This window comes from Ferrovum sp. (genome assembly GCF_027317285.1).
In the GTDB taxonomy this organism is placed as follows: Bacteria; Pseudomonadota; Gammaproteobacteria; order Burkholderiales; family Ferrovaceae; genus Ferrovum.
In genome coordinates this window covers 1-12,277 of sequence record NZ_DAHVHV010000057.1, presented here as the reverse complement: position 1 = coordinate 12,277, position 12,277 = coordinate 1, and the positions used below count along the sequence as shown (strand labels likewise).

Here is a 12,277-nt window from a genome sequence, read left to right as displayed (position 1 = left end):
TTTCCAGAAGCGCCTGACAATCCTCCTCGGCACGGTGCGCATCGAAATAGAAGCCTTGCCGGAAGGCAAGGTAATCCAGTTTTCTGGAACTGATGCCCTCGGCTTCCCAGTCGATGTCCATCATCGAGCAGCCCCAAGGCAGATCCGAGAAAACGGGCAGACGCTTTTCCAGAAAGGGCCGGTCAAAAGCGGCATTGTGGGCGATGACCAACTGGGTGCCGGACAATAATGCCGTGAGCGCAGCATCATCGAAGCGTTGACCGGCAACCAGGGCATCCGTAATGCCGGTCAGACGAACGGTTTCAGGACCCAGGGGGAAGCCGGGGTTTTCCAGACCGCCATAAGTTTCCCTGACCTGGATGGGTTGGCCCGTTACCGGGTCATAGTCGAAGACGATCATGCCAATTTCGATGATCTTGTCTTTTCTGGCATCCAGCCCCGTGGTTTCCGTATCCACGATCACCCCGCGATGCAGGGGGTGACCGGTTGCGGGGGCGAGTTGGGTTCGTGCTTTCAAGCGCCGCAGGACCCGGTAGTCGGGGTGGTCGGACAGTGCCTGGACCAGGGTTTCGGGGTTGGTGATCATGGCAGGGGGCGGGGCAGTGATTAAAGTCCGCATGCTCTCATGGTGGAGAGGATTTGTCCAAATTTCCTCGGGGGGCATTCCCCCTTCGACAGATCTTTGGTAACCTGAACCCAGGTTCTTTCCCAGGACGAAAACCGCTCAAGTCATGAACCTCAGAATCAAAAGGGTCTATGAACCGCCGGACGGACAGGACGGGCGGCGCATTCTCGTGGACAGGCTCTGGCCGCGGGGCTTGAGCAAAGAGAAAGCCAGCATCGATCTGTGGCTCAAGGACCTTGCCCCCAGCACGGAACTCCGGAAATGGTTTGGACATGACCCCCATCGATGGGAGGAGTTCAGGGAACGGTACCACGCCGAACTCAACGAAAACGGCGAACAAATTCTGCGCCTGAAGCAGGAACTGGACAAGGGGGGCATCGTGACGCTCGTCTATGGGGCAAAGGATGCGGTGCACAATCATGCGCTCGTGATCCGGGAACACTGCGGAAGAAATGGCCTGGCCACCGTTGACGCCGGCAGTCCGCCGATGCAGACGAACCCGGATAGGCACGGGGGGCGGTGAAACACCCTCAAACTCCAGGCCTTTCAACCGGTTTTGTGGTAGAATGCGAGAATCACTGTTTAAAATCAGTGCGTTCTGGTTGACCACACCACGCGCTCGTAGCTCAGTTGGATAGAGTATCGGTTTCCGAAGCCGAGGGTCATTCGGAAACTGCAAGGTAAAATGACCCTAAGTGTCTTTTGTGTTTTTGTGACTATTTTGTAGCCTTTCAAAGTACGCGCTCGTAGCTCAGTTGGATAGAGTACTGGTTTCCGAAGCCAGGGGTCACAGGTTCGATTCCTGTCGAGCGCGCCAAAACTGACTCAGGGTCAGGCGACCAAAGGTCGTTGCAAAGCAATAAATTTTCCCCGTGACTATCTCGTGACCAAACGGTGACTATGCCGTGACCAGGTTCAGTCGTATGCAATCCAGAATGCTGTTATTTTGACCCAAAGTCACCGTGACCGGGAAGAACAATCCTCCGGCGTCAAAGTCACTCATTCAGCCTTCAATGGGGTGGTTATTAATCTTCTGGAATAAATTCCATGATGTCGCCTACCTTGCAATTGAAAAACTTGCAAAGTTGGTCAATGTTGCCCGTTACAGTGCTGTACCCCTTTTGGTTGACCATCTTGGAAAGGGTTCCGCGATTGATCCCCGTGGCATCAGACAGTTCGCTGATGGTCACTCTCTGACCTCCAGAAAACTGCTTCTCAGCAAGCAACTCCATTATCCGAAATCTAATCATTGTGTCTAAATATTAACATCTGTGCGGAAGTAGTTGCAAATGTGATTTCGTTGTGTTAAGATATATGCACGGTTGATCGAATTTAATGACCGTTGTCACTAATCAGTCACAAGGAGATTTACATGAATAATACTTATTTGACCACCGACGCTCTAGCAGAGCGCATCCACTACGATCCAAGAACCATTCGCGACTGTTTGATCGACAGCGTATTGATCGAAGGGATCCATTATTTCCGCCCCTTTGGAGGACGCAAGATACTCTACATCTGGGAGAACATTGAGCGGGACATGATTGCATCCTGCGCATCCACTTTCAGCATTCCCATGGCAGATGGTGGGGTGTGCCATGGCTAGTATTCAAATTCGCAAGGAAAGCAACAGCCTTATCCTGGATTTCTATTACAAAGGAGTCCGGTGCCGTGAGCAGACGGCTCTGAAGGATAATGTGACCAACCGAAAAAAGGTTAAAGCCCTGCTCGACCGGATTGAGGTGGAGATTAAATCAGGGGCCTTTGAGTATCGCAGGTACTTCCCAAACAGCAAAAACGCGCTCAAATTTGATCCTACGCCTCAAACAGCCCCCCTTTGTCCACAACCACAATCATCCAGCCTGTTGACCGAAAGCAATGGAACTTCGAACACCCCACTCCTGATGGACTTCGCCAATGTATGGTATGCGGAAAAGGAGGTGGAATGGAGGAACAGCCACCGCAAAGGCATTCGATATGACCTGAATAGTCGGATTATTCCCTCTTTCGGCGACAAGGAAGTCGGCAACATCACCAAATCAGACATTCTTTCCTACCGTGCTGATCTCGCCAAAGCCCAGGGACGGGGAAAGAACATTACGCTGTCCAACCGACGCATCAACAAGATCACAAATCTGTTGAGGCAAGTCGTCAATGAAGCCGCCGACCGGTTCAATTTTCGCACACCTTTCCAGAATATCAAACAACTCAAGGTGAAACGGACGGATGTTGATCCTTTCACACTGGATCAGGTCAGGTTGTTGCTGGATCATGTTCGCGCTGATTACAGGAATTACTTCACGGTAAGATTTTTCACAGGGCTACGCAGTGGCGAACTCAATGGTCTCAAATGGAAGTTTGTGGATTTTGAGCGACGAGTGATCATGGTCAGGGAAACCATCGTGGACGGGGAGGAAGAGTACACGAAAAACGATAGTTCCCAGCGAGATATCCAATTGTCACAGGTGGTCCTAGACGCCCTTAAGGCGCAAGAAAAGTCAACAAGACACCTTTCGCCTTATGTGTTTTGCAACACTCTGGGGAAACCCTTGGACAACAAAAATGTGACCAACCGGGTTTGGGCACCCCTGCTGAGGAATCTGGGGCTATCTCCGCGCCGACCCTACCAGTGTCGCCATACTGCGGCCACCCTATGGCTTGCCGCTGGAGAAAACCCTGAATGGATCGCACGGCAGATGGGGCATACCACCACGGAAATGTTATTCCGTGTCTACTCCCGCTATGTCCCCAACCTGACCCGGCAGGATGGCAGTGCTTTCGAACGCTTATTGATGCAAAACCTGCCCGCCGTCACCCAGACCAATCCTGTTGCTTCCGAGACCAAGACCGTCCAAGGCGAGGTGTGCCATGAATAACTCCAATGTTTTGCCGTACCCTGAAATCAAAAACCTCATGACCAATAGGGTCACTGCCCCATGTACCGAGGGGATGCCCTATATTTTTCGGCTGACCTCGATTACCCATCGGCAGGAGGAACGGTGCATACGGTACACGGCACACCTGTACCATGACAAGGCATCTATCAAGGTTGAATGGACCCGAAGTCAACCGGATACCAGACTGCGTCCCTTTTGTCTGGTATCCCCCAGATGGAACCAATGCCCCACCTCAGATAACGGTGCGATTCGGATCTCCAGGCTCGTCCTGATGGAATGTCCTGAGCCCGAGGAAAATCTGTTCCGCATGGTGCCCGCCGGATGGGTCAAGGATCGCTCCTTGATCCAGAAAGCCATCACTTTGCTGGAAGAATTGCCTCGTCCATATCGCTTCCTGTTCAACGCAATTTTTTGGAACGGTGAGCGGTTTCGACGGTTCTGTATGGGGCCATCCTCCATGAAAGCCCATCACAATTACGACAACGGCAATCTGATTCACAGCATCGAGTTGGCTCAAATGATGCGGATTGCTCTCAAGGAACCAGATCCCAGAAAAGAAGCCTTGGCTATCTTGGTGGGGTTGCTCCATGATGCAGGTAAGGCAGAAGAATACCAACTCTCCCCCAAGGGAGACTGGGTCCTGACGGACCGTGGAAAATTACTGGGACACCAAGTGACGGTGGTGGAATGGATTGCGGCAGCGTATGCCACACACCCCGTACACAATCTACCAAGGGAGCATTACGAGGCATTGTTGCACTGCCTCACCTGCCATGCCCATGCTCCCGACTGGTTAGGTATCCGCAGGCCGAGGATGCGGGAAGCCATTCTTCTTTCCGGCCTCGACCAGTTCACGGGACAGGATGAACTGATGCGCCGGTGTGCCCCCAGGGGATCAGGATGGGGAAGTTACCACGAGAAACTTAAGGGCGGGAAACCCTATCAGGTGGAATCTATCCCATTGAAGGCGTAAAACACTTTGGTGATCAATGAATGGACTGGCGCTGCAAAGCACTGGTACGGTTGGCCAGTATGACGGGCAAGTCGGCAAGCATATGCGGCTAGCTGTATCGGGTTGATAACCAGCGCCAGACAATCGGGCTACAATGTACCCATTGGATTGTCGTGTGAAATATGGGGGGCACCATGGACGAATTTGAAAAAGGCGGAATCATAGTTATTGCGTTGGAGGTTTTGGCGCTCATTATCAGCGTGGTGATGGTGCGTTATTTCAACAAGCAGATCCGTCAGAAAAGAGAAAATGACTTACTGGCCAAACGGCGTCTGGAAAATCCTCAATAAAGTCACCGACCAAGCCTTTGGGCTTGCTGGATCACGCTCCTCTTGCCAGCCATCTTGATTATCGTTGCAATGGCGATATGAAAGAGAAATCACCTGCCTAGGGCGGCCCCCGCCCCGGAGTTGGTGTTTCTGATGGCAATATTCTGGTAGACGGTACACTGTCGAGAACAGTTGGCGCATGCGGCGTGGTTTCAAATCCCCGAACTACACCACCCACCGGGGGGGAGATTCCCAGTAACCGCTTGACCGCACCCCTTCCGCTCTAGTGCTTTCCTTGTGGCTGCAAGATCTGCTCAAAGGATGAGAGAGTTGTCACAATCTGCACTTCAACCCAGATGTTCCATTATCTAACCCCTGATACACACCCTCTCGCGCTCCGCGCAATAACTTCTGTGTCAAATGGAACCGTGAATCCCATTTTTAAGTTTTCGTTCAAGTGTCTGCCGATTCAAATATCTGACCATGAAAAAACTGATAATGAGAGCCACAAAAGCACTGATAATGGCGGCAATACACCCCAGCGTAAAATCATCGTTCATCATCTCCACCTCCCACTTCCATGCAGAACAAACCAAGGTAACGATACCCTCTCAAATTTTTCACCAAAAACCCCCAACTATCGAGGAAGACCTCGCAACATTACTTTCACGGATCATTGTCCCACTTTTAAATGCCAATGTCTCCTAGTAGTTGAGGGAAAAAACCAGGAGTATAATTCGGAAGCCCTCTGTCTCCTTTTGCATAATGTAATTAAAGAGACGGCCGGACCAACATCTACATAAAAATAAATATGATAGATCCGATAAACGCCTGTCTCCTTATTAAAAAACATCCGGACCCATGGGTCTCTATATTAACCGTTATGCATCGTCAATCACCGTCCTTACGAACTCGCTAATCTTATGTACAACCTTCTTGTAACTGCGGCTGAGGGAGCTTGGGACCTCGATGCCTACGAGTACGACCGGAGCCGTTTTCTCGAGTACACGGCTGAAAGCGTAAAGGCCAGGTTTACCAAACTCACGACCGAGGCAATTGAGCAACTGAAGCTGTGTCCCACCTTGTTCACCTACGAAGGTGATGATGGGCCAGTCCGGGTCGGCTACATCAGAAGAATCCGGGAGAGAGGACGGAGCATTCTGATTGAATACGAATTCGATGAGACCGTTGCCCCTTTTTCCTTTAGCGCTCTTGCGCCGTTAGCTGTAAAGCTCGACATCGGTAGCTGGGAAATGTCACGAACGCACTGGGCCGTTAAAGACGAAGATCTCTTCGAGATTCTGGCCGCCGCAAACCTTGTTGATCAGAGTTATGTCGGAGTGGATCGCCCACCTGGTCGAGTTGAGGAAATGCGCTTTAAGGTCGCGCTCTCATTTCCTAGTGAAAAGCGCGACTATGTTGCATCAGTAGCTGCAGACGTAAAGAAGAGGCTCGGGCCGGGCGCGGTCTTCTATGACAAGGACTTCACCGCACAACTTGCACGACCAAATCTGGACACCCTACTTCAGCGAATCTATCTGAACAACTCAGACCTCGTGGTTGTCTTTCTTTGTGCGGACTATGAGCGTAAGGAGTGGTGCGGCTTGGAATGGCGTGCCATTCGAACCATTATCAAGAACAAGAATGATCATGCGATCATGTTCATGCGCTTTGATGGTGCAGATGTAAGCGGTTCGATGTCTATTGACGGCTATGTCGACCTCGAAGAGCATTCCCCGGTCCAAGCCGCACGGATGATCGTTGAGCGAGTTCGGCTAAATGAGCTTCCGCAAAACGATGCATAACCCTGCGGTCCACCGGACGCTGCGCGATAAGGCCGCGCAGCGCCGGTTACCTTGAACGTAGAAAATCTCCGATGAATCGGCCGCCCTGGCGCCCGTTGCCGGCTTCAAGGGAATAGCGGCTATCCACAACACTGAATCGCCGCCATAGCACGCAGCCATCTGGCAACTATGGGTCGAAGGACTTAAACCGCTCGCGCGGTAGGCGCGGCTCCGATCCGGAGCTTGTGGGTGATTGACAGAAAGGCTCTGCTCCTTATGTTGAGAAATGAGGCGATCCGCCTTATTTCCCGACAGGAGCAGAATCATGAACACATCGACTCATGCCGGCGGCTTTACACCTACCAGCGATCCACCGCACACATGAGTCCTGTCGGAGTCCATACCAACGACACAGCGGGAAGGCCGCCAGCATCCTCGGCTATGCCTCGCAATGTATTTCGGTCTATGCCCGAATGTGCGCCGCCTTTCGGGTGGCTGTGCCAGGTGCCGATGAACGCGAGATACCCCAAAGAGGCCGCGTTTGCAGCGCGCAAATTTTGAACAAGCCCATTGGTTCCGAGGACGAAGCGGGCAGCCTCTCGAACGCTGTCAGGCGGTGCTTCGACAAGGCCCGCAATGGTGATGGTTCGATTCTCAAACGAGATGCGGCCGACCAAGGCACCGCCTGTTTCCAGAGCGCCCCAGTGCAGCGCATCAGCATGGATCGCTTGCTCGACCGGGTTCAGAATCCGAATGTTCCAACCACCGTCGTCTGCAACATCGAGCACAGTGGTCGGGCCAAGGCTGGCGCGGGTCCATGCCATGCCGAGGCCTTCGGCATCCGATATCCCAGCGCAAAGCGTCGCTTCCTTCGGAAGCCCGTCAACGAGCCAGCGTTCCAGTTGCAGCCCGGCCAGCGACGCAGACCGCGAAACAACGGCATCAGACATTGGCATCGTCAGTGAACGGCAGTTGTCGCCCACAAAAATGCGTGTCGGCTCAGTCGTATCCCCGGCAATCGACGCTCGCAGTTCCGGCACAAGCCGGCAGCACTCGAACAAGAATGCCGTGAGGTCGTCAACCCGACCGGCGCGACCAGCTCCTTCGAGCAAAACCGCGACACAGCGCCCCTGGCCATACATCGCGATCCGTGCCAGCCGGGCAGAGGATTGGCCCAACGCTGCCGATTGTGTTTCTGCGGCTAGCACCTGAAGCGAGGCCGTCGCGTCCACGATGAGGGCTGCATCCTGCGGAACGGTTGCAGCAAACTGTGCCGGATCGACCAAAAGAGTCACTGCGTCAGTATCGAACGCGCGCGATTGAAGATGCGATAGGAACTCAAAGGCCGTCTCCATCAGAGCCGACTTCCGAGGGAGCAGCAACGATGCCCGCTCAATGAGTGCATGCCGCGCCGCGTTGTGAGGCGACATGGATTCGTTATCGACGAAAGTCATTGAACCGAAACCCGCTCGCCCCAAGTGCATCGCGATTTTCGATCCCACGCTTCCGCAGCCGAGCATGACCAGCGGCTGCGACGTGGCCGCTGATGGAATGCCGGACGTCCTTGCTAGCAGTTCGGGAGACAACGCATGCGCGTGAAAGGCTGGGTGGACCGTGGCGTTTCGCTCCAGGAGCGATTGAGCGTTGAGTTCATAGCGCACCACATAGGGCAATACCTCGACACTCCTCCCTGGTGAGCCCACAAGCGACGCTGGCCTTTGCACAGTCAGAATCACAATCGCGTACAAGCCATGCGTCCAGCTGCTCGAGTCCTGCTGCATATCCAGGATTGAGCGTCCGTAATAACCATCCAACCCCTGGGCCAAAGCGTCGCGATCGATGCGGAGTTCCGCTGCTCGATCGAGCAGCGTCACAAGATCGACAACCGTCTCCGGCTGATAGCGTCCGACCACATGCGGGTGGCCGTCGGTCATTGGAGCCCGTGCAATGAAGGCCGCGGTACGGCCATTTCCCCATTTACCCAGCTTGTTGTTGTGAGCATCCTGGTAGAACACGGGATCGGTTAGTGCGACCAGTTCGGCATTGATGATGGCGTATAGCCCGCCATCAATCGTCACGTAGTCTGCGGGAACGACCAAAATCGAGCCGTCAACGGGAGCGGCGGCCGCGACCTTCTCGGCACTGAATACAATGGTCGAAGGACAACTGTCTCGGCGCGTCGGCTCCCACCCCTGTTCGAGGTCCAGCAACGTCCCAGCTGCAGCCTTGTGCAGCCAATCGATCAACTGATCGACAATGGCGTCCAGACCAAACCGATGCAGCAACTCGTCCAACGACCCCTCGAACAGGCAAGGCGAGACCAACTTGCCTTCGCTGTGGGGGTTGATGTGCGGCAAGTTGAGCGGGAAGTCCGCACGCAAGAATGGCTCGGGTGCGGACAGGGGCCAGTCACTGCCGAATTCCAGAACGCATTTCTCGACCGAGCACACTCCGGTCTCGGATACACCATTGCGCCGAGACCTGCTTGGCAGTTCAACAGCAACATCGACTTCAATCAGCGTCGATTCACCGCTTTTCCTTGGCTCGCCAACGCGGACAAGGCCTCGATGCCGCTGAAGTTGATGTAGTGCGTTTGTGATGGTGCCCGTCATGATGCTCCATGCGGCATAGGGGTGCGCGCAGAGGTCACCACCGCGGCGGCCTTCGATCCGGCCTCCTTCTTCGAGGGGGGCTGCACGCCCTGGGCGGTGACGGTGAAAACGAGCGGTTCCACGGACTTCTCGCTCGGGTATTCGCCCGTGCAGTAGAACTCGCCTTTTGCTTCGTCCACGATCGCCACGTACTCACGTTTTGCGCGGATGCAGGGCGGATCACTATCGTCGTCTGCAATCGGCTTGCAGCTAGCGACGATGACCGCGCCGTCACGCGTCTGCGAAAGCGCCTTGCGGGCGTCGGCATCGAGCTTGGCCTTGTCGCCGTAGTCGGACCAACTGTCATAGGACAGCGAATGCCAGGAACAATGATGCGGTGCCTGCATGATGTCGTACTCAAGCACATCGGCATCGGCCTTGTGGCGTTGCCACTGGCGGTTCCAGATGAATGCCTCAGCATCGCCGCCAGTAAGGAGTTTCGCGCCATCCGGCGTCTGTGCATCAGCGGCCAATGTGATGTTCACGATCACACTGGACTGGTTCTTGACTAGGCATTCTTCCTCTTCTTCGTCGCCCTGAGCATCTAGAGGTGCCAAAAGAAACGCGGAGAAAAATGCGGAACTCTTGCCATTGATCGTCGAGAAGCGCGTGCCCACCTTCCGCACAATCGAGGTGAGATCATCCGTCTTTCCGTCGATGTCCTCGCCCATGATCTGAATGCGGTCACCGTTCCCGACAGCGAAATTCTTGTCGCGGTTCAGTTGTACGCGCCGACGCGCCTCCGTGTTGAATGCCTTGGCGTCGTCGCTCAAGGTGTGCGTCTTGCTGGCGCGTCGAAACACTATCGGGGACGACCACATTTCGCGGATCACGATTTTCTTGTCCTTGTCCTCCTTCTTGTCATCCGGGTAATTGTCCAGCGGCCCCAGGTAAAAATGCCGCGTAAGACCACGGCAATGATCCTGGTCCGGGTGGCTCAACAGGAAGGCATCGACATACGGCCTGCCGTTCTCATCCTTTTTCAACTGGTTGCGCAGATCCTTGGCAACGTCGCGCACGTCCTTCCCGGGGTTATCGGCGTCCTGCCGAATGTTTATGTCGATCAGCAGCGTCGTTGCGTCGAGGTCGCCAAACTTGATGAGAGTCATGTCCCCGTTGTCGACGGGGAAAAACGTGATGGTGGTAGGCATTGGGGTCTCCGGGTAGACAAGCGAAGGATGATCGCGTATAGTTAGTATACGTCTATTTTTTATATCCGTATACTTTTTAGGTGCTACTGATGCAAGAGTTCTCTATCACTGCTGCCGAACCTGCTGAGTCCAAAGGGCTGAGTTGGGGATTGGAGAGCAGACTTCAATTCATCGATTTCCGTTTGCGCTGGGAGCGTCGCATGAATCGAATGGATCTCACCGAGCACTTCGGTATATCGGTTCCCCAGGCATCACTGGACATTGCCAAGTACACCGAGTTGGCACCAAGCAACCTGACTTACGACCGCAGTTCCAAGACCTACACGGCAGCGCCGAGTTTTCACCCGCTTTACCAACGAAGCTCAGCGCAATGCTATCTAGCGGAGCTCCTTGCAACCAAGATGGGAGTTGCCGAGCCGGCTGCCAGCTTTATCGGCTCCGCGCCGGAGACAGATTGGGCGCCTTCACCCTGGCGCACAATTAATGAACAGAACGTCGAATCGGTGGTCCGGGCAATCCGGCAGAAGGAAGCTATTCGGGTGAGCTACCAGTCCATGACGTCCTTAGACGAATCGATTCGCCTGCTGTCACCGCACGCTCTGGGCAACGACGGTTTTCGTTGGCATGTGCGCGCGTTTTGCCACAAGCGCCAGCGCTTCAGCGATTTCGTTCTCGCCCGAATCCTGCGCATCGACGGTTTCGAGCCGAGCCAAGTGGACTTCAGCCTGGATGCGCATTGGCATACTGTGCTGATGCTGGTCCTTGCGCCGCACCCCGATTTGCCCGCAGCTAAGAAACGAGTCTTGGAGCTGGATTACGGCATGGAAGACGGAGAGGTCAAACTTCCATGCCGCCTAGCGTTTCTATACTACACGCTGAGGCGTTTGGGCTTGCATACCAAGGAAGCACCTGATCCTCTCGCGCAGCAGATCACGCTGAAAAATCGCGATGAAATCCAACCCTACATCGATGCCTTGACAGCACAGGCCTGACTTCATATGACAACAATTTTTGAGCTGATCAAGGACCCCTACGAGCGCAAAGCGCGCATTGTTCCTGGACTACTTGTGGCCTTGCCGATATTGGTGCCGCTGCTGTGCGTTTATGGTGCAAAGCATCCTGTGCTTACTGGTGTGGCCGGGCTACTGGGCGGCTGTGGTGCCATTTATGCGCTTGCGAGCGTGGCCCGTGGGCGCGGGAAAAAAATTGAAGAGATCCTGGTTGCAAAGTGGGGTGGCATGCCCACAACCGTCGTGTTACGCCATCGCGACAAGTTTCTCGATAGTGTCAGCAAGCAACGCTACCACACGGCGATCACGACCAAACTTGGCATCGCCATGCCTACGGCAGAAGAAGAATCAGCGAACCCTGATAAGGCAGATGACATCTACGTTGGGGCCACCAGGCGGCTTCGCGAACTCACTCGCTCCAACAAGCAGCTCTTGCTGAAAGAGAACATCGCTTATGGATTCCACCGCAATATGCTGGCGATGAAGTCCGTCGGCATCTTATCTTGCATCCTGGGTATTCTCTACGGATTACTAATTGCAAAGGTCCTGCAGGTGGCGCCTCCACATTTTGACCCTCTGCACTTTGCTGATCCGGGGCTTGCTGCAGGCTTGAGTTTGATCGTTTCGCTGGCATTACTTGCCGCTTGGCTGCTGTATTTCGATCAGGATGCGGTCAGACGGATGGGATTTGCCTACGCAGAACGCCTGTTTGAGTGCTTGCCGTCATTGCCTTCGTCTGTCCCACGGAAAAGAGCACCAAAACCGACTGCAGATTAAGATCACGTCCAATCGACAAGCGCACTTAGGAATCGTTAATAAATTAGTGTGGCAATTCTAGCCAAAACTCGGATCAATCCTGTAGTTCCATTCGCCATGAA

13 protein-coding genes, 1 tRNA gene and 1 pseudogene are annotated in these 12,277 nt (G+C 54.2%); 10 read left to right on the top strand and 5 right to left on the bottom strand.

Going from position 1 to position 12,277, the window contains the following annotated elements; translation table 11 throughout:
• Positions 1-619, bottom strand: a 619-nt coding sequence (locus M6F29_RS10125; RefSeq protein ID WP_298159341.1) for a 3'-5' exonuclease, incomplete at its 3' end; no start/stop codon positions are given.
• 112 nt (positions 620-731) lie between these two features.
• Between M6F29_RS10125 and M6F29_RS10120 the strand changes: the two genes are divergently transcribed.
• On the top strand, positions 732-1,148 hold the full coding sequence (locus M6F29_RS10120; RefSeq protein WP_298159338.1) for a DUF488 domain-containing protein: 417 nt from the start codon (positions 732-734) through the stop codon (positions 1,146-1,148).
• 217 nt (positions 1,149-1,365) lie between these two features.
• Positions 1,366-1,442, top strand: a tRNA-Arg gene (locus M6F29_RS10115).
• A 208-nt stretch (positions 1,443-1,650) separates the two neighbouring features.
• Here M6F29_RS10115 and M6F29_RS10110 read toward each other — a convergent pair.
• Positions 1,651-1,815, bottom strand: a complete 165-nt coding sequence (locus M6F29_RS10110) for a helix-turn-helix domain-containing protein (protein WP_298159336.1) — start codon at positions 1,813-1,815, stop codon at positions 1,651-1,653.
• A 182-nt stretch (positions 1,816-1,997) separates the two neighbouring features.
• On the opposite strand from M6F29_RS10110, the gene M6F29_RS10105 reads away from it, so the two are divergent.
• The 5 genes and pseudogenes from M6F29_RS10105 to M6F29_RS12380 all read left to right on the top strand — a co-directional run.
• Complete coding sequence (locus M6F29_RS10105) at positions 1,998-2,231, top strand: hypothetical protein (RefSeq protein ID WP_298159333.1); 234 nt, start codon at positions 1,998-2,000, stop codon at positions 2,229-2,231.
• Positions 2,224-3,501: an Arm DNA-binding domain-containing protein gene (locus tag M6F29_RS10100; protein ID WP_298159330.1), complete on the top strand. Its 1,278-nt coding sequence runs from the start codon at positions 2,224-2,226 to the stop codon at positions 3,499-3,501. Before M6F29_RS10105 ends, M6F29_RS10100 begins: the two co-directional genes overlap by 8 nt.
• Positions 3,502-3,829: 328 nt before the next feature.
• Entirely contained in the window at positions 3,830-4,495 is a 666-nt protein-coding gene (locus M6F29_RS10095; protein ID WP_298159327.1) for an HD domain-containing protein, read from the top strand.
• Positions 4,496-4,668: 173 nt separating this feature from the next.
• On the top strand, positions 4,669-4,824 hold the full coding sequence (locus M6F29_RS10090) for a hypothetical protein (RefSeq protein WP_298159325.1): 156 nt from the start codon (positions 4,669-4,671) through the stop codon (positions 4,822-4,824).
• Positions 4,825-4,984: 160 nt separating this feature from the next.
• Positions 4,985-5,062 (top strand): annotated as a pseudogene (locus tag M6F29_RS12380) (DUF4113 domain-containing protein); the annotation flags it as partial.
• 157 nt (positions 5,063-5,219) lie between these two features.
• Here the strand turns inward: M6F29_RS12380 and M6F29_RS10085 are convergent.
• A complete protein-coding gene (locus M6F29_RS10085) occupies positions 5,220-5,366 on the bottom strand; it encodes a hypothetical protein (RefSeq protein WP_298159322.1) in 147 nt (48 codons plus the stop codon).
• A 360-nt stretch (positions 5,367-5,726) separates the two neighbouring features.
• Between M6F29_RS10085 and M6F29_RS10080 the strand changes: the two genes are divergently transcribed.
• Complete coding sequence (locus tag M6F29_RS10080; RefSeq protein WP_298159319.1) at positions 5,727-6,608, top strand: TIR domain-containing protein; 882 nt, start codon at positions 5,727-5,729, stop codon at positions 6,606-6,608.
• A 338-nt stretch (positions 6,609-6,946) separates the two neighbouring features.
• Here the strand turns inward: M6F29_RS10080 and cap2-3 are convergent, their stop codons facing one another.
• Positions 6,947-9,199 carry an anti-phage 6A-MBL system cap2_3 protein gene (cap2-3, locus tag M6F29_RS10075; protein ID WP_298159316.1) on the bottom strand — a complete coding sequence of 751 codons (2,253 nt, stop codon included), beginning with the start codon at positions 9,197-9,199 and terminating at the stop codon, positions 6,947-6,949.
• On the bottom strand, positions 9,196-10,389 hold the full coding sequence (mblB, locus tag M6F29_RS10070) for an anti-phage 6A-MBL system MBL-fold protein (RefSeq protein WP_298159313.1): 1,194 nt from the start codon (positions 10,387-10,389) through the stop codon (positions 9,196-9,198). The genes cap2-3 and mblB overlap by 4 nt, the downstream gene beginning before the upstream one ends.
• An 89-nt stretch (positions 10,390-10,478) precedes the next feature.
• On the opposite strand from mblB, the gene M6F29_RS10065 reads away from it, so the two are divergent.
• Positions 10,479-11,381 (top strand): helix-turn-helix transcriptional regulator, encoded by a 903-nt coding sequence (locus M6F29_RS10065; RefSeq protein WP_298159310.1) that lies wholly within the window; start codon positions 10,479-10,481, stop codon positions 11,379-11,381.
• Positions 11,382-11,387: 6 nt separating this feature from the next.
• On the top strand, positions 11,388-12,176 hold the full coding sequence (locus tag M6F29_RS10060) for a hypothetical protein (protein ID WP_298159307.1): 789 nt from the start codon (positions 11,388-11,390) through the stop codon (positions 12,174-12,176).
• Positions 12,177-12,277 lie beyond the last annotated feature (101 nt).